Source organism: Deltaproteobacteria bacterium, assembly GCA_019912665.1.
GTDB lineage: Bacteria > Desulfobacterota > GWC2-55-46 > GWC2-55-46 > GWC2-55-46 > UBA5799.
In genome coordinates, this window is the sequence record JAIOIE010000006.1 from 365,024 (window position 1) to 382,211 (window position 17,188).

The following is a 17,188-nucleotide window of genomic DNA, read 5'->3' on the forward strand; positions in this document are numbered from 1 at the left end:
ATGGACCAGTACGGCGACATACACCCCCTTGCCCTGGCGTTCGCCCTCGCCTCGGGCTTTCTCATGCTCATACTGCCGAGAAGGGCGGCCCTCGTGCCTCTTATCCTGGCGGTCGTCTTCATCCCCATACAGCAGAGGATAATCATATTCACGCTCGATTTCTTCATATTGAGGATACTCGTACTCTTCGGCTGGGCCAGGGTGCTGCTCAAGTCCGAATACAACATAAAGCTCAACATGATTGACAAGCTCATGCTTCTCTGGGCCTTCTCGAGCATCACCGTATACACGATCCTCTGGCATACCTCCGCGGCCTTTGTCAACAGGCTAGGCATATCCTTCGACATCATCGGCGTCTACTTCCTAACGAGATTTCTGGTCCGTAGCATCGAGGACATACTCTGGGTCATAAAGACGCTCGCGGTAGCGGCCATACCGGTCGCCGCGGCCATGGTCTACGAGATGACTACCCAGAGGAACCTCTTCTCCATGTTCGGCGGCGTCCCGGAGTACACAGCCATGCGGGAAGGAAAGCTCAGGTGCCAGGGCGCATTCGCCCATCCCATCACCGCAGGTTCCTTCAGCGCCTCGCTTCTCCCTCTCTTTTACGCGGCAAGGAAGCTAAAGTACCGGAGCCTTCTCATGTACGCGGGGATAGCAGCCACGACGCTTATAACCATCAGCACCTCCTCAAGCGGTCCGGCGCTTGCCTATCTAGCAGGGATACTGGGGATCTTCATGTGGCATTTCAGAGACCGGATGAGGCAGCTCAGGTGGTTCCTGGTGATTTCACTGATTACGCTCCACATCGTCATGAAGGCCCCTGTCTGGGCGCTCATCCTCAAGGTCAAGCTTTTCGGGGCGTCTACCGCCTATCACAGGTACCACCTAATCGACCAGTTCGTAAAAAGAATAGGCGAATGGTGGCTCCTGGGCGTCAAATCGACGGCAGGCTGGGGTTACTACCTCTTTGACGTGACAAACCATTTCATACGCATAGCGGTCGACGGCGGGCTCATAACCCTCGCACTTTTCATAGCGATACTCGCGACCTGCTTCCAGACCGTCGGAAAGGCCGTCAGATCGGGGCAGTTCGCGCCCGGCATGGACAGGGTCGTCTGGGCGCTCGGGACCGCGCTCTTCGTCCACATCGTCTCCTTCTTCGGGGTTTCGTACTTCGACCAGATAAAGGTCATCCTTTATATGCTCCTCGCCATGATAGCCGCCGTGAGGGGTTTGACCGAAAAGGAGGTTTCCCGGGAGCCCGCGCCTGCTGCCGCCGCAGAAGGGGCAGCAAGGGCCTGATGCCGGACGTATCGGTAATTATCGTAAACTGGAACGCGAGGGACTACCTATTGAAGTGCCTGGCCTCGCTCCGGTCCGGACTCGGAAGGCTCGACGCCGAGGTCATTGTAGTCGACAACGCCTCTTCCGACGGCTCGGCCCGGGCGGTAAGGGAAGGGTTCCCTGAGGTCAAGTTGCTTGAGCAGGACGAAAACCTGGGCTTTGCCAGGGCCAATAACATCGGCATGAGGGAGAGTAGCGCTGGATACGTCTGCCTGGTAAATTCGGACGTAATCGTCCTCGACGGCTCCCTTGAAGAGCTCCACCGGTTCCTCGAGGCCCGCCCCGAAGCCGCCCTTGCGGGACCGAGGGTGCTGAACCCCGACGAGAGCCTGCAACCCACGTGCAGGCGCTTTCCCAGCCTACGCGGAAGCCTCCTATCGGCAATCGGGCTCGACGGCTGGAATTACTTTTCGCACGACAGGACCGCCAGGGTCGAGGCCCTGAGCGGATGCCTTCTGATGATAAGGCGGAAGGCCATAGACGATGTGGGGATGCTCGACGAGAGGTTCTTTTTCTATGCCGAGGACAAGGACTGGTGCAAAAGGTTCCATGACGCGGGTTACGAGAACTGGTACTGCACCGAGGCCGAGGCGGTCCACTACGGAGGATCGAGCTCGGGCCTTGCCCCTGTGAGGTTCTATGTAGAAATGCAAAAGGCCAACCTCAAATACTGGGAAAAGCACAGGGGGAGAGCCGCAAGGGCCGCATACGTCGCTATAACCCTCCTGCACCAGCTCGTGAGGTTCGCGAGGTCGGGCGCGCTCTACATCCTAAAGCCAGCGGAAAGGAGGTCGGCCGCGCACAAGGCCAAAAGGAGCGCCGCATGCCTTAAATGGCTCCTTACCGGCGGGGACGCGGCCCAACCTTAATTAATGGAAACGGCAAGAGTGGGAATGGCGGTATTTTCATGCTACCCGGCAGACCCGAGGGTAAGGCGCGAGGCCGAGGTGCTCGCGAAAGCCGGAATCGGGGTCGATGTCATATGCCTCCGGAACAAGGGAGAGCGGGCCATTGAGGCCTACGGCAGTATAACGGCGCACAGGATAATGAAATGGCCCGAGCGGACCGAGAGCCTTTTCAGGTATTTCACGACGTCTTCACTCTTCGGGGTACTCTCGTTTTTTAAGCTTTTGAGCCTGACGCTGCGGCAGCGGTACAGCCTCATCCAGGTGCATAACATGCCGGACCACCTGGTGTTCGTGGGTCTCGCCCACAGGATAGCGGGAGTGCCAGTAATCCTCGACCTCCACGACCTGACGGTAGAGCTCTACGAATCCCGGACGCGTGGGTCGGCTATGGCCGCGCTCCTGCCGTTCGTTAAGGCTGCTGAAAAGCTCTCATGCGCGTTCGCCGACAAGGTACTTACGACGAGCCCCGGTTTCAGGCAGAGGCTCATAGAAAGGGGCGTTGACCCCGGGAAGATTGTGCTCGTCTTCAACTCCGCCGATAACGCGATCTTCAGCGCCCCTCCCGCTCGGGAGTGGCGGAAGATAGAAGACGGACCGGCGCTCCTCTACCACGGCACGGTGGCCCGGAGGTTCGGCCTTCACATTGCGGTAGAAGCCGTGTCCATCCTGAGGAAAAGGCTGCCGAACACCCGCCTCTCAATTTACGGCAAGTACGACCCGTCTTACAGGGAGGAGCTCGAAGAACTCATAAGGGAGCGGTCGCTTTCGGAGCATGTGCGCCTTTACGGCTACCTGCCGCTCGATAAGGTAAGCGAGACCATCGGCGCGTCGGACATGGGAGTCGTCCCGTACCTCGACGACCCTTTCATGAGGCTCGCCCTCTCGACCAAGATATTCGAGTACGTGTGCATGAGGATGCCTGTAGTGGCTTCAAGGCTCGAGTCGATAATGTCGGTCTTCGGCGAGGACGGCATAAATTACTTCAGCCCCGGGGACCCGAAGGACCTTGCGCTCCGTATAGAAGAGTGCTGCAAAGACCCGGTCGAAAGGAAGAGCTTTACCGAGAGGGCGGCTCGCTCCTACGACGTAGTCGCCTGGCCCGTCATGTCCGAGGTCTACCTGGGCGCGGTCAACGGCCTTATAGAGGGGCAGTGAAGCATGGGCCATGACGCGCGATACTCGGTCATAAGCCCCGTAAAGGACGAGGAGGCCTATATCGGGCATACCGCGGAGTCCATGCTCTCGCAGAGGCTTAAGCCGCTCGAATGGGTCATAGTCGACGACGGCTCAAAAGACAGGACCCCGGAAATAGTCGAAGGATACGCCTCGAAACATCCCTGGATAAGGCTTGTGAGGCTCCAGGGCTCGGAAAGGGTAAGGGGCGGCCACATAGTAAGGCTCTTCTACGAAGGTTATGCGGCGCTCAAGGCCAGGGACTGCGACTTCGTCGTGAAGCTCGATGCGGACCTCTCTTTCGGGCCGGATTTTTTCGAAAGGGCGCTCGATTGCATGGCGAGGAACCCTGGGCTCGGCATAACAAGCGGGATAAGCCATATCCGGAAGGGAGAAACGCTTGAGGAGGAGAAATCGGCGGAGGGGCACACGCTAGGCGCATGCAAGATATACAGGGTCAAGTGCCTTGAAGAGATCGGAGGGCTAGTGGAGGCGATGGGATGGGACGGGATAGACGAGATAAAGGCACGGATGCGGGGCTGGGAGGCATGGCCCGTACCGGGGCTTAAGGTCATTCACTTGAGGCCCGAGGGGCGCGCCAAGGGGCTTTTCAGATCAGGACTGGAGCGCGGGCGCGGCTCCTACTTCATGGGCTACCACCCTGCCTTCTTCGCGCTCAGGGCGCTCAAGTGCCTGTTAAAGTCGCCGCTTGACGGCCTCGGCATGGCGGCCGGATATGCGGGTTCCCTTCTTGGAAAAAAAGAGCGGATAGACGACGCGGAATTTATAAAAGAGATCAGGTCAAGCCAGCTCAAAAGGCTTTTTCACAGGGAAAGGGCATAGGAATGTGCGGCATCTGCGGAAAACTCAACTTTGACGGCAGGCCCGCCGAGAGGGCCGGGATCGAGGCCATGACCGACGTCATGGAGCACAGGGGCCCGGACGACAGGGGCATATACATGGACGGGCCGCTTGGCCTGGGGCACAGAAGGCTCAGCATCATAGACCTCTCCCCTCTCGGACGCCAGCCCATGATGAACGAGGACGACTCCGTGGCGGTCGTATTTAACGGCGAGATATACAATTACCTCGATATCAGGGAAGAGCTCAGGAAGGCGGGCCACGCCTTCAGGTCGCTTACCGATACAGAGGTCATCGTGCACGCGTACGAGGAATACGGGGCTGATTTCGCTTCGCGCCTGAACGGCATGTTCGCCATAGCCGTGTGGGACGGAAGGAAACGCGAGCTCGTGCTCGTCAGGGACAGGCTAGGCATAAAACCCGTCTATTATTACATGGACGGCGGCTTCATCGCCTTCGCCTCTGAAATAAAATCGCTCCTCGAAGACCCCGGCGTGCCGAGGGAGGTGGACCTTCAGGCCCTCTCGAATTTTCTTACTCTCCATTACGTGCCGGGGCCGAGGACCATGTTCAGGGGCATAATGAAGCTCCAGCCCGGACACATGATGACCATAAGCCGGGGCGTTGCGCGGTTAAAGAGGTACTGGGAGCTTAAAAAGGATGTGCCCCTCGTAAACTGCATGAAAAAGGCCGGGGAAGAGGAGATCGCAAACCATATCTTTTCCGCGCTCAAGGAATCGGTAAGGAAGCGCCTGCAGAGCGATGTGCCAGTGGGCGCGCTCTTAAGCGGCGGGCTCGACTCGAGCGCCATACTCGGTCTCATGACCGAGCTCTCCGGCCGCCCGGTCCATTCGTTCACCGCAGGCTATAGCGAATCAGGCGACGACAGCGTCTCCGAGTTCAGGTATTCACGGAAGGCAGCCTCACACTTTAAAAGCAGCTATCACGAGACCGTCGTCACGGCAGAAAGGTTCCTTGATTATCTCCCAAGGGCCGTATGGCACCAGGACGAGCCCATCGGAGAGCCTGCCTCCATCCCGCTCTATTTCGTATCCAGGCTCGCGAAGGAGAACGGCGTGACCGTTATCCTTACCGGCGAGGGCTCGGATGAGCTCTTCGCGGGCTACAACAGGCACTGGGGCGAGGTCCTGTCGAGATACTATATGCTCATGCCTGACATCCTGAAGGACAGGCTATTGGGCCCGGTCATAAGGATGCTCCCCAGGTCCCCTCTCCTCAAAAAAGGACACAGGTCCATGTCAATACGGGACTTCCGAGAGAGATACATGTCTTGGCACACCGTATTCCCCGAGGACCTGAAGCGAGCGCTCCTCTTGAACCGGGACACGAAAAACGCATTCAAGGACGTATTCGAGAGACTCATGCCTGCTACGGAAGGGCTCGAAGAGATTGATAAAATACTGCTTCTCGACTTAAGCGTCTGGCTCCCGGACGACCTTCTGATGAAAAAGGACAAGATGGGCATGGCAGCGTCGGTGGAGGCCAGGGTCCCCTTCCTCGATTACACCTTCGTCGAGCTGGCCTTCCAGATACCTTTAAACCTCAAGGTAAGGAGGCTTGTCACCAAATACATCCTCAAGAGGTCAATGGAACGCCTCCTTCCGAATGAGATAATCTACCGGAAAAAAGAGGGTTTCCCGACGCCCATATCCAGATGGCTCCGCTCGGAACTAAAGGACTTTACTATTGAGACCCTTTGCTCCGGCGACGCGCTGGGGCATGGGATCTTCGACAAAAGTATTGTAAGGAAACTTGTAGACGAGCATATGAGCGGCAGGGAGGACCATAACAGGATGCTTTTCCCGCTAATAAATTTCGAGATATGGCACAGGCTATTCCTTGGCAGGGAGGCCTCGCATAGACTTAATTATTTATGAACCGAACGAATTCCTGATTTAGTTTAGATATATTCTTAAAATATGATTCTAACATGGTGATTTAAATCACATTTTTGAAATGCAATCTCCTGTATTCTTCTTAAAACGCACGCCCCAGGGGGGTGTGGAAAAGAATAGGCTAAAGGAGGTTGTAATGAAGAAAATTGGAATCTTATCGGCGCTTCTGTTCCTGGTGCTATGCGCCTTCCCCGACATCTCCAACGCCGCCGTCCGCTATGTGAGGGCCGGGGCAAGCGGCAACGGGAGTGGGAGCGACTGGACGAACGCCTATCCCGCCCTTCCATCCTCTCTTGTGCGCGGCGATACCTACTACATAGCGAAGGGCACGTATTCTGGCCGCACCTTTGGCGACTCGGAAAACGGCCAGTGGATAACGATAAAGAAGGCTACGGACTCCGACCACGGCACCAATACCGGCTGGAACAGCTCCTATGCCGACGGGCCGGCCGTATTCACCAGCACGCTCAAGTTCAATACCGGCTATTACGAGATTAACGGCCAGACCGGGGGCGGGCCGGGCAAATGGACCTCGGGACACGGCATAAAGGTCCAGCATACCGGGTCCAGCAATACAGTGAAGCTCATAAGCATGCCGAAGGCAGTCAACAATCTTACCTTCAAGCACATGGAACTCTCGTTCAAAGCATGCTCGTCCTGCACCGGGCAGGACGCCGTTTACGGCATATACGGCGGCAAGAACTGGAAGTTCCAGTACATCTGGGCCCACCACCCGAGCAGGGTCGTCTTCTACACCATGAACGTGTCAAATATACTGATCGAGTATTCTCTTCTTGAGCGTAGCGGCACCAACGGGTCCTCATCACAGCACTCCGAGATATGGTCGGCAAGGGACACGCACGACGTGATCCTCCGCCACAGCTACATACGGGACTACAGGAGCACCGGCGGCATCATAATGGGCCGCGCCAAAAACTGGGACATATACGGCAACCTATTCCAGTGGACCGTGGATTTCGGCGGCACCTCCAATAACGGGGCCATCGGAAGCTGGTCCTCGGACACGACCTATTACGCGAACAACGTCAGGATATACAACAACACCTTCGTGGACCTCAAAAGCGGCGGCTCCGGGAAGATATTCCCGATATACAGGTCAATAAGCGGCGTAGTTGCATACAATAACCTCTGGTACAACAGCCCGTCCGTGGCCTTCGGCGGCGGCGTGAAACACGACTACAACTGGTTCAAGGGCTCGAACGAGGGTAAAATAAGCGAGTCCAACTTACAGGTCGGCTCCGGCGACCCGTTCGTCAGCTACTCGGGCAATGACTTCAGGCTGAAGGCCTCCACGAAGTCCGGCATGAGCCTCTCCTCGCCCTTCAACGTCGACATGCTCGGAATCGTGCGCGGCAGCAACGGCATCTGGGACAGGGGCGCGTTCCAGTTCGGCGGGACGGTGAACATTTCGACCACGCCCGAGCCCCCTGCCTCGCTTAACGTACAGTAACAAATAAGCAGGCCGGCCCGGCAGGGCCGGCCTGCTTACCTCTGATTCAAGCCGCGCTGTTCAACGGTCAAGAACCCGTCCGTGCTGCAATCTCATCAATAAACCCATAGCGTATCAAACCATCCAAGACCAACTCAAAAATCGTGCGTTGAAGGTATTTCTCCTGGGAGCGTCCTTCAATACGAGGAACATGGGCGTTGGCGCGCTCACGGCGGGGGCCATCAAGTGCATCCTTAACTGGAACCCGGAGGCGGAGATAGGCATACTCGACTACGCGAAGGCGGGAGAGTTCCACAACTTCGCCTTCAAGGGACGTGAGGTGCTCGTAAAACTCGTAAACATAAGGTTCTCAAAAAAACTCTTCCTTCCGAACAACATCGCCCTGCTCATCTTTCTCGCGGCCTTTGCGCGCATAATGCCCGAAGGCATCCGGAGGCGGATAATAGACGAAAACGCAATCTTAAGCGAGCTTCACTCGGCCGACATGGCCGTATCGATCGCCGGCGGCGACAGCCTGAGCGACATATACGGCCTGGGGCGGTTCATATACGTAGCGCTCCCCCAGCTACTCGTAATACTCATGGGAAAACAGCTCATACAGCTCCCGCAGACCTACGGCCCTTACAGGAGCAGGCTTTCGAGGGCCGTGACCAGGTTCCTGCTCGACAACTCCACAATGGTCTATTCAAGGGACTACGAGGGTGTCGCTGAGGCCAGACGCCTCCTCGGGATTTCCGGCAAGGGCGAAAAAGTCCTGTTCTGCCACGATGTAGGGTTCGTGCTGGACCCCGTTAAGCCGGAGAGCATGGCAGTCGAAGGGGCAGCCTTCGACTGCGCCGGTGAGGCGTCTTCGGTCGTGGGATTAAACGTGAGCGGTCTTCTTTACATGGGAGGATACACCAGGGACAACATGTTCGGCCTGAGGCTCGACTACAGGCTTCTCGTAAGGGAGGTAATCGACTTTCTCATTACCAGGAAACGCGCGCAGGTCGTCCTTATACCGCACGTCTTCGGCGGTAGCGAGCACCCGGAGAGCGACGCCGAGGCGTGCCGGAAGGTATATGACGAACTCAAGGCGGCTTACGGCGGAAATCTTTCCCTCGTGCACGGCGTCTACGCCCCCGGAGAGATAAAGCACATAATCGGGATGTGCGGATTCTTCATAGGCTCGCGGATGCACTCCTGCATAGCGGCGCTTTCGCAGGGCGTGCCGGCCGTGGCCATAGCCTACAGCGATAAATTCAAGGGTGTAATGGAGACGGTCGGCAGAGGCTCGTCGGTTGCCGACCCGTGCTCGCTCGATTCAGAGGGCGTGCTCGGTATCATCGAAAAGGCCTACGAGGAGAGGGCCGCCATAACTGCGGAACTCAAGGCAGTGATGCCGGAAGTGAGGGAAAACGTCCTCGGCCTCCTTTACTCCCTGGCCCCTGAGCCGGGGCGGGAAACGGCATGAAGCGCATGAGACGGAGGCTCGCCTTCGTAACGAACCCGCTCGACTCCGCATTCAAGAGCTCCATAAGCATCATCATCCTGGAGCTTGCGAAGAGGCTCAAAAGCGAGTTCGACATCACCGTCTACACGAGCCGGGGCGGGACCAAAATAGACCCGCCCGGCCTCGTGGTAAGGAGGCTTTCAGCCGCGCCGGACAGCTTCATGCGGAGGTTCACCGGGAAGCTCCGTCCCCTCTACACCTTGAAGAGGCCCTTTTTCAGCTCGTTCCTGTATTATCCCTCCTACTCGGTGCAGCTCGCCCTTGATCTCAGGAGGTTAGGGCCGGATATCGTGCACATCAACAACTTCTCCCAGTTCGCGCCGGTCGTAAAGGCCTTGAACCCGGGGATGAAGCTCGTCCTCCACACGCATAACGAGTGGCTAGCGCAGCTCGACAGGGAGACGATGGAGACGCGGCTGGCGAAGACCGACCTCGTCGTCTGCTGCAGCGACTACATAACCTCAAGGACGCGCGACGCCTTCCCTGCTCACAGCGCCAGGGTAAGGACGCTCCATAACGGGGTCGATTACGCCCGCTTCAGCCAGGTCCGCCCCCAGGACGGCGACAGGAGGCTCATCTGCGTCGGCAGGATAAGCCCGGAAAAGGGGCTCCACGTAATCATAGAGGCCTTCAACATCATAGCACCCAGGCACCCGGGCCTCGAGCTCCACCTTATAGGCCAGGAGCGGATTACCCCGAGGGAGTTCCTGGTCGACTTGAGCGACGAGCAGACGGTGAGGTCGCTTGCCGCCTTTTACCCCGGTAGCTATCAGAAGAAGATATCCAAAATGCTGGCGCCCGGCCTCTCGGAGAGGGTCTTCTTTATCGGTCACGTCAGCCACCAGGAGATGATCGCGAAATACTCGGAGGCGCACATATTCATAAACGCCTCCTTTTACGAGTCCTTCGGGATGCCCGTGGCCGAGGCAATGGCCTGCGGCCTCCCTGTAATCGCCACCAGGGTCGGCGGCGTGCCCGAGATAGTCGAGGACGGCGTATCCGGCCTCCTCGTCCAGCCGGGAGACCCAATCGGCCTGGGCAAGGCCATAGAGCTTCTTATAAGGGACAGGGGCCTCAGGGCGAGCGTCTCCGCCGCCGGGAGGCAGCGCGTAAAGGACCTATTCAACTGGGACCGTATAGCCGGGACGATGGCCGGATATTACAGGGAACTTGCGGGCGAGTAGCCCGGCCCCGGCCTCCTCAATGAAGCAATCCGATATCAAGCAGAAGATCATAAGCGGGAGCTTCTGGACTGTTTTCTCGAACGTCTGCTCCCAGGTCGTAACGTTCTCGGTCACCATAGTCCTCGCGAGGCTACTTACGCCCGGCGACTTCGGCGTGGTAGCCATATCATCGGTCTTCATAGGCGTCGTCATCCTGTTCCAGGACCTCGGCATGGGAGCCGCGATAATACAGCGGCAGAACATCGATGACGACTACCTCTCGACCTCCTTTTTCGTAAGCATAATTGCGGGAGTCGCGCTCGCGTCACTTCTTGCGGCCGCGTCGCCCTTCATAGCGGCATTCTACAATGAACCGATCCTCCGGGACATACTCCTTGTATCTTCGCTCGGTTTTGTCCTCAGCCCGCTTACTTCGATACACACCTCCATCCTCACGAAGAGGCTGGAATTCAAGAAGCTCTCTCTCTTAAACCTCGGGAACCATGCGCTTTCAGGACTTATCTCCGTAGTCCTGGCCCTTTCAGGCTACGGGGTCTGGAGCATGGTGCTTGGAAAGATACTCTCGCAACCGATCCTCGTACCACTCGTCTGGTCCATCGTCAAATGGAGGCCCAAGCCGAGGCTTGTTAAAAAGTGCTTCACGGACCTCTTCGGGTTCAGCTCGAACCTCCTGGGCTTCAATATCCTGAATTTTTTCGCCAGGAACCTCGACAATCTCATAATAGGCAAATACCTGGGAGCGCAGGCCCTCGGATACTATTCAGTGGCCTACAACCTGATGCTCAAGCCCCTTCAACTCATCTCCTGGTCCATGGGAAAAGTGCTCTTCCCGGTATTCTCGAGCATACAGGGCGACAGGGCGCGGACCAGGGCCGTTTACCTCAAGGTAGTGCGCTCCATATCGCTCATAACCTTCCCGATGATGACCGGGCTCTTCATGGTGTCCGAGGAGTTCATCCTCTCCGTCTACGGCGCGACATGGGAGCCGGCCATACTTCCCCTGAAGCTGCTCTGCATCGTGGGCGCCGTACAGTCCATCGGTACGACGGGCGGCATAATCTTCAATTCCCAGGGCAGGCCCGACCTCACGCTCAAGCTAGGAGTCTTCTCATCGGTCCTTATTGTCGTGGCGTTCCTGGTCGGCATAAGATGGGGGCTCCTGGGGCTCATAACGGCGTACATATCGGCTTCCATACCGGTTTTCCTCCTCGGCCAGTATGTAGCGAACAGCCTAATCGGCGTGGACATGCTCTCGTTCATCAAGGCGCTCGCGCCGTCAACCGGGTGTTCGGGCGTAATGGTCGCATTCCTCCTCGGCTTCAGGTACATGAACGGGAGCTCGCTCCACCTCGGGATGGAATATGCGCTCATAGTCCTCGTGCTCATCGGAATAACCACTTATCTCCTCTTTGCCGCGAAGGTCTTCAAGGTGCCTGAAGTGAACGAAGCGCTGCGCATGGTGAGGAGAAAGGTCTGACATGAAAATACGCGTGCTCATGATTACCCACAACAGACCGGCCTACACGAGGCTGTCGCTCTCCAGGCTCGCCGAGACCCTGCCGCCCCACGCGAAGGCCGTGGTCTGGGACAACGCCTCATCGGAAGAGAACCTCAAGGTGCTCCGGGGCTTCGAGGGGCATCCGGCCATAGAGAAGATCATTTATAACAGGAGTAATGACAGGCTGAGGGGCCCAACGAACTGGTTCTGGAGGAACCATGCGGACGCGGACCTCCTGGGGAAAATAGATGACGACTGCCTGATGCCGGCAAGGTGGGTCGAGAAGCTTGAGAAGGCGCACAGGGACATACCCGACGCCGGCATCATCGGCTGCTGGAGGTTCCTGCCGGAGGACTTTAACGTCTCCAAGGCCACAAGGAAGATACATTCGTTCGGGGCCCATATGATACTCAGGAACTGCTGGATAGAGGGCTCCGGGTATCTCATGAAAAGAAAGGTGGTCGAGGAGATAGGGACCCTCAGGCCCAAGGAGACGTTCACGACCTGGTGCATAAGGGCCGCCGCAAGGGGCTACGTCATAGGCTGGTATTATCCTTTTCTCTACCAGGAGCACATGGACGACCCCAGGGCCGAGCACTCCGGCATAAAAACGGACGAGGACTTAAGAAGGCTCCTTCCCCTTTCCGCCGCGCAATACGGCGTGAGGACGCGCGAGGAATGGGTCAGGAGGCTCAAGGGCACGGCCCAGAGACTGCAGGAATACTCGCTGGACCCCTATGATTTCATCGGGTTCAGGTCGAAATTCAAGAGAAAGCTCTACGGGTTGCTCGGGCTAGCCTATTTCCCCAAAGAATGACGTCCGCATTGCGCTCAGGCCCTGATGGATTTCAAAAACGTTGAGGAGATAGCATCGTGGCGCCTGTGCCTCGGGTGCGGCGCGTGCGCATACGCGTGCAGGTCCGAAAAGGTCCGTCTAGTCGACATAATCCAGGACGGGATACGGCCCGTGGTCGGGAGCGGATGCGACGAGTGCGGCGATTGCGTCCAGGTATGCCCCGGCCTGGAGACATCGCACGGGGCCTGGCCGGAGCATGCGCTCCGGGAGCTACGGCGCGGCTGGGGGCCGGTCCTGGATGTCTGGGAGGGCCATGCCTCCGACACTGAAATAAGGTTCGCCGGGTCGTCGGGTGGGGCAGCGACCGCGCTCGCACTCTACTGCATGGAAAGGCTCGGGATGCACGGCGCTCTTCACAGCGGGGCAGCCTTGGACGAGCCCTGGAGGAACAAAACGGTTTTCAGCAGGACGAGAGACGAGCTTACAACGCGCTCGGGTTCGAGGTACTCTCCGGCCTCGCCCTGCGAGGGGCTTGCGTCAATCGAAGCGGCCCCCTCACCTTCCGTCTTCATCGGCAAACCTTGCGACGTAGCCGCGCTGAGGAAGGCCGGCGAAATGAGGCCGGGCCTTAAGGCAAACACGGGCCTTGCGCTCTCGATATTCTGCGCGGGCACACCATCCACAATCGGCACTGTCGAGCTCCTTAAGAGGCATAACGTGTCCGCCGGAGAGCTAAAGAGTCTCAGGTACAGAGGCATGGGATGGCCCGGCATGTGGAACGCGTCGCTTAAAAACGGCAACGAGGTGAAGCTTTCCTACATGGAGGCCTGGGGCTTTCTCCAGAAGTACAGGCCTTTGAGATGCTATCTCTGCCCCGACGGCACCGGCGAGTTCGCTGATATCTCATGCGGCGACCCCTGGTACAGGGAGGCCGGGGAGACGGAGCCGGGGCTTTCGATGGTGGTTGCCAGGACCGAGCTCGGAAAAAAGGTAATAGTCTCGGCTATGGACGCGGGTTATCTCAAGCTCAGGAGGATAGACCCGTCACTTCTCGGCAGGTCGCAGGCAAACCTCCTCTCCAAGAGGAGCGCCATATGGGGCAGGCTCGCGACCATGCGAATATTCGGCATACCGGTCCCCAGGCTTACGGGCTTCAGCCTCTTCCGGAACTGGCTCGGCCTGTCCATGGGCGAAAAAGCACGGTCTTTCGCCGGAACGGCAAGGAGGGTCATCAAGCGGCGCTATTACGCCAGGGCAAGGCGTGTTTCACAGATAGAGGGGAAAGCAGGGAAATATCAACCACCTGAGCGAGGGCTCCTATGAAAACAGAAAGGCTTTTCGAGACACCGCTTACAGAAGAGCAGCAGGCGAACAGTATTCTTAACCAGAGGGAGTTCAGGGAAGGCTCTACCGTCCTCAAATCCTATCCCAGACGCATAGTATTCGAGCTCACTAACAGGTGCAACTTCCAGTGCATCATGTGCGGGCGGGAGGCCGTGAACTTCAGGGTGAACGACCTGCCGGTGGATGTCGTCACGGCGTTCGAGCCGTTCTATTCGAAGACCGAGGAGGTTACGCTCCACGGCTGGGGCGAGGGCACGCTTCATCCGAAGCTTCCCCGGATACTGGAATACCTGAACGGGTTCAAAAGGCTCCGGAAATACTTCGTCACGAACGGCAGCACTATCCCGAAGATAAAGGACCTCGTATTCGAGCACCACATGGACCTAATAGCAATTTCTCTTGACGGGTCCACGGCAGCCACCAACGATTCGATAAGGAAAGGCGGCAACTTCCTTCGGGAGGTCGATTCAGTGACGGCGCTCATGGAAGAAAAAAAGAGGCGCGGCACCTCCTACCCGTACGTGAACTTCGTATTCACAGCGATGAAGAGGAACATAAGCGAGCTCCCGGGCATGGTCGCTCTCGCAAAGAGAATCGGGATCCCGGAGGTGAAGGTGGTATACCTTACCGTCTTCGACGAAAACCTCGCCGGAGAATCCCTCCTGGACATGCAGGAGACGGTTAGGGAAATTTTCGCGGCCGCCTCGGAGCTCGCCTCAGCCGAGGGCGTTAAACTCAAGCTCCCTGAGATACAGGGCGAAGGCGAAGCGGGCAACATGCCCCATAAGCCGTGTGCCTTTTCCTGGAGGGACTTTTATATCGGAAGCGACTGCTTTGTCCGGCCCTGCCAGTCCTCTTCGGAAAAGCTCTTCAGCCTCCGTGATTACGCGACGCCGGCCGAGGCCTGGAACTCTGCCGAGATGGCCAGGATGCGAGCCTCTGTGAATTCGGAGGAACGGATGCCGCCGGGCTGCATGAACTGCTATCACAGCTCCTGCGCGAACTGGAACCTTAAGTCGAGCTTTGTGCAGTACGGCAAGGCGTTCGCGCCCGAGTGGCTGCCCGTCGATACGGGCGAAGTGGTCTCGGAGGGACTCCAGGCGGTCGTGGCAGAGGTAAAAAAGCCCTGAAATGGAAAAAAGCGCGGCGATGAAGGTCGCCATACTCGCCGGGGGGCTGGGTTCGAGGCTCGCTGAAGAGACCGAGCTTAAGCCGAAACCCATGGTCGAGGTCGGCGGCCGCCCCATGCTCTGGCACATCATGATGTACTACTCCGTGTACGGCTTCAGGGATTTCGCAATCGCCCTCGGCTATAAGGGAGAGTACATCAAGAGGTGGATGAAGGACTACTGCGCGCTCAACAGCAACATGACCGTCAGGACGAGCACCGGCAAAGTGGAGATTACCGGAGGGGACGTGCCGGACTGGACCGTTGACCTCATAGATACCGGGCTCAACACCATGACCGGAGGCAGGATTAAGAGGCTCGCCCCATGGACCGGGAACGGGACGTTCATGCTCACCTGGGGCGACGGTGTTTCCGACATCGACCTCGACGCGCTCCTTGAATTCCACCGCTCGCACGGGAAGCTCGCCACGCTCACCGCCGTGAGGCCGCCCGCCAGGTTCGGGCACCTGGAGATGGACGGGAGCATGGTGACCGAGTTCTCCGAAAAACCGCAGACCTCCGAGGGATGGATCAACGGGGCCTTCTTCGTGCTCGAGCCCGGCGTTTTCGACTATATCGAGGGCGACGAGACGCAATTCGAGAAGGAGCCCCTCGAGAACCTCGCGAAAGACGGAGAGCTCATGGCCTTTACCCATACTTCCTTCTGGCAATGCATGGACACGCTGAGGGACAAGCTTCATCTCGAGAAGCTGTGGACTGGCGGCAATGCGCCGTGGAAAAAATGGTGAACGACGCGGAGGGTGAAATGACCGAAAACGTCTCAAAATGCCGCTCATGCGGCGGGATTGGACTCGAAACGGTGCTTGACCTCGGGAAAACGCCGCTTGCCGACGCGCTTCTTACAGAAGAGGAGCTTGGCCGTCCTGAGCCCGAGTACCCGCTTAAAGCCGTCTTCTGCCGCGACTGCACGCTCGTACAAATACTCGAGACGGTGCCGCCGGAGGAGCTCTTCTGCAGGAGATACCCCTACTACTCCTCTTTTTCCGACGAGCTTCTCAGGCACTCGCGGGAGAACGCGCTGGAACTCATGGAAACAAGACGGCTCGATGAACAGAGCCTTGTCGTTGAGATAGCGTCGAACGACGGATACCTACTCAGGAATTTCGTCCGGAAAGGCATACCCTGCCTCGGGATAGACCCGGCTGAGGGCCCGGCAGAGGCGGCCGAGAGGGCGGGAGTGCCCACGCACTGCGCCTTCTTTAACGCCGAGCTGGCAGGGAAACTCCGCAGAATGGGGAAAAGGGCGGACGTCGTCATAGCGAATAATGTGCTTGCCCATGTGGCCGATTCCGGAAGTTTTCTCGACGGGATAAGGATACTCCTCAAGGACGACGGCGTCGCGGTAATCGAAGCCCCCTATGTCAGGGAACTCGTGGATAAATGCGAGTTCGACACCATTTATCACGAGCACCTCTGTTATTTCTCCGCGACTTCTGTCGACCGTCTCCTCCGGAGCCGCGGCCTCTTTCTCAATTCCGTACGGAGGATACCCATCCACGGCGGCTCGCTACGGCTCTATATAGGACTCAGAGACGAGCCTGACGCCTCGGCAACGGGCCTTCTCGAGGAGGAAAAAAGAGACGGGGTGGACGGTTTTTCCTACTATAACGATTTCGCCATCAAGGCGGAAAACATAAAAAACGGCCTGAGGCTCATGCTCAAGATACTTAAAGACGGCGGCAACCGCATCGCCGCCTACGGTGCGGCCGCAAAGGGAGCGACACTCCTGAATTACACCGGTATAGGGAGCGACTTCATAGACTTCGTCGTGGACAGGAACATCCACAAGCAGGGGCTTTACATGCCGGGCAAGCGCATCCCCATATTCGCCCCGGAAAAGCTCCTTGAGAAGAGGCCCGATTATGTCCTTATACTCGCATGGAATTTCGCATCCGAGATAATAAGCCAGCAGGAGGCGTACAGGGCCGCCGGCGGAAAGTTCATAGTGCCCATTCCTGAATGGAAGGTAACCTGAAAAAAGGAGATATGATGGAGAGCCTGAACGCTCA

The 17,188-nt window shown here is 57.8% G+C and carries 14 protein-coding genes; all 14 read left to right on the top strand.

Annotated elements, in window-relative coordinates:
* The 14 genes from K8I01_01775 (at position 1) to K8I01_01840 (ending at position 17,154) form a co-directional block, all read left to right on the top strand.
* Entirely contained in the window at positions 1 to 1,305 is a 1,305-nt protein-coding gene (locus K8I01_01775) for a hypothetical protein (protein ID MBZ0219151.1), read from the top strand.
* Positions 1,305 to 2,216 (top strand): glycosyltransferase family 2 protein, encoded by a 912-nt coding sequence (locus tag K8I01_01780; GenBank protein MBZ0219152.1) that lies wholly within the window; start codon positions 1,305 to 1,307, stop codon positions 2,214 to 2,216. Before K8I01_01775 ends, K8I01_01780 begins: the two co-directional genes overlap by 1 nt.
* A 24-nt stretch (positions 2,217 to 2,240) precedes the next feature.
* Positions 2,241 to 3,410: a glycosyltransferase gene (locus K8I01_01785; protein ID MBZ0219153.1), complete on the top strand. Its 1,170-nt coding sequence runs from the start codon at positions 2,241 to 2,243 to the stop codon at positions 3,408 to 3,410.
* A gap of 3 nt (positions 3,411 to 3,413) precedes the next feature.
* A complete protein-coding gene (locus K8I01_01790) occupies positions 3,414 to 4,271 on the top strand; it encodes a glycosyltransferase family 2 protein (GenBank protein MBZ0219154.1) in 858 nt (285 codons plus the stop codon).
* 2 nt (positions 4,272 to 4,273) lie between these two features.
* Positions 4,274 to 6,187, top strand: a complete 1,914-nt coding sequence (gene asnB, locus K8I01_01795) for an asparagine synthase (glutamine-hydrolyzing) (GenBank protein ID MBZ0219155.1) — start codon at positions 4,274 to 4,276, stop codon at positions 6,185 to 6,187.
* A gap of 154 nt (positions 6,188 to 6,341) precedes the next feature.
* Positions 6,342 to 7,676 (top strand): hypothetical protein, encoded by a 1,335-nt coding sequence (locus K8I01_01800; protein MBZ0219156.1) that lies wholly within the window; start codon positions 6,342 to 6,344, stop codon positions 7,674 to 7,676.
* A 148-nt stretch (positions 7,677 to 7,824) separates the two neighbouring features.
* A complete protein-coding gene (locus tag K8I01_01805; GenBank protein MBZ0219157.1) occupies positions 7,825 to 9,129 on the top strand; it encodes a polysaccharide pyruvyl transferase family protein in 1,305 nt (434 codons plus the stop codon).
* Positions 9,126 to 10,352 carry a glycosyltransferase family 4 protein gene (locus K8I01_01810; protein MBZ0219158.1) on the top strand — a complete coding sequence of 409 codons (1,227 nt, stop codon included), beginning with the start codon at positions 9,126 to 9,128 and terminating at the stop codon, positions 10,350 to 10,352. Before K8I01_01805 ends, K8I01_01810 begins: the two co-directional genes overlap by 4 nt.
* Before the next feature lie 19 nt (positions 10,353 to 10,371).
* Entirely contained in the window at positions 10,372 to 11,829 is a 1,458-nt protein-coding gene (locus tag K8I01_01815; GenBank protein MBZ0219159.1) for an MOP flippase family protein, read from the top strand.
* A gap of 1 nt (position 11,830) precedes the next feature.
* Positions 11,831 to 12,667, top strand: a complete 837-nt coding sequence (locus K8I01_01820) for a glycosyltransferase (protein MBZ0219160.1) — start codon at positions 11,831 to 11,833, stop codon at positions 12,665 to 12,667.
* Positions 12,668 to 12,691: 24 nt separating this feature from the next.
* On the top strand, positions 12,692 to 13,969 hold the full coding sequence (locus K8I01_01825; GenBank protein MBZ0219161.1) for a Coenzyme F420 hydrogenase/dehydrogenase, beta subunit C-terminal domain: 1,278 nt from the start codon (positions 12,692 to 12,694) through the stop codon (positions 13,967 to 13,969).
* Positions 13,966 to 15,120 carry a radical SAM protein gene (locus tag K8I01_01830; GenBank protein ID MBZ0219162.1) on the top strand — a complete coding sequence of 385 codons (1,155 nt, stop codon included), beginning with the start codon at positions 13,966 to 13,968 and terminating at the stop codon, positions 15,118 to 15,120. The genes K8I01_01825 and K8I01_01830 overlap by 4 nt, the downstream gene beginning before the upstream one ends.
* A gap of 19 nt (positions 15,121 to 15,139) precedes the next feature.
* Positions 15,140 to 15,907 (top strand): glucose-1-phosphate cytidylyltransferase, encoded by a 768-nt coding sequence (rfbF, locus tag K8I01_01835; GenBank protein MBZ0219163.1) that lies wholly within the window; start codon positions 15,140 to 15,142, stop codon positions 15,905 to 15,907.
* Positions 15,901 to 17,154 (top strand): class I SAM-dependent methyltransferase, encoded by a 1,254-nt coding sequence (locus K8I01_01840; GenBank protein MBZ0219164.1) that lies wholly within the window; start codon positions 15,901 to 15,903, stop codon positions 17,152 to 17,154. Before rfbF ends, K8I01_01840 begins: the two co-directional genes overlap by 7 nt.
* Positions 17,155 to 17,188: the final 34 nt, after the last annotated feature.

Coding starts and splice junctions, on each gene's coding strand:
- K8I01_01785 (MBZ0219153.1), top strand. CDS start 2,241: ATGGCGGTATTTTCATGCTACCCGGCAGACCCGAGGGTAAGGCGCGAG.
- K8I01_01825 (MBZ0219161.1), top strand. CDS start 12,692: ATGGATTTCAAAAACGTTGAGGAGATAGCATCGTGGCGCCTGTGCCTC.
- K8I01_01800 (MBZ0219156.1), top strand. CDS start 6,342: ATGAAGAAAATTGGAATCTTATCGGCGCTTCTGTTCCTGGTGCTATGC.
- K8I01_01790 (MBZ0219154.1), top strand. CDS start 3,414: ATGGGCCATGACGCGCGATACTCGGTCATAAGCCCCGTAAAGGACGAG.
- K8I01_01810 (MBZ0219158.1), top strand. CDS start 9,126: ATGAAGCGCATGAGACGGAGGCTCGCCTTCGTAACGAACCCGCTCGAC.
- K8I01_01840 (MBZ0219164.1), top strand. CDS start 15,901: ATGGTGAACGACGCGGAGGGTGAAATGACCGAAAACGTCTCAAAATGC.
- K8I01_01780 (MBZ0219152.1), top strand. CDS start 1,305: ATGCCGGACGTATCGGTAATTATCGTAAACTGGAACGCGAGGGACTAC.
- rfbF (MBZ0219163.1), top strand. CDS start 15,140: ATGAAGGTCGCCATACTCGCCGGGGGGCTGGGTTCGAGGCTCGCTGAA.
- K8I01_01775 (MBZ0219151.1), top strand. CDS start 1: ATGGACCAGTACGGCGACATACACCCCCTTGCCCTGGCGTTCGCCCTC.
- K8I01_01830 (MBZ0219162.1), top strand. CDS start 13,966: ATGAAAACAGAAAGGCTTTTCGAGACACCGCTTACAGAAGAGCAGCAG.
- K8I01_01820 (MBZ0219160.1), top strand. CDS start 11,831: ATGAAAATACGCGTGCTCATGATTACCCACAACAGACCGGCCTACACG.
- K8I01_01815 (MBZ0219159.1), top strand. CDS start 10,372: ATGAAGCAATCCGATATCAAGCAGAAGATCATAAGCGGGAGCTTCTGG.
- asnB (MBZ0219155.1), top strand. CDS start 4,274: ATGTGCGGCATCTGCGGAAAACTCAACTTTGACGGCAGGCCCGCCGAG.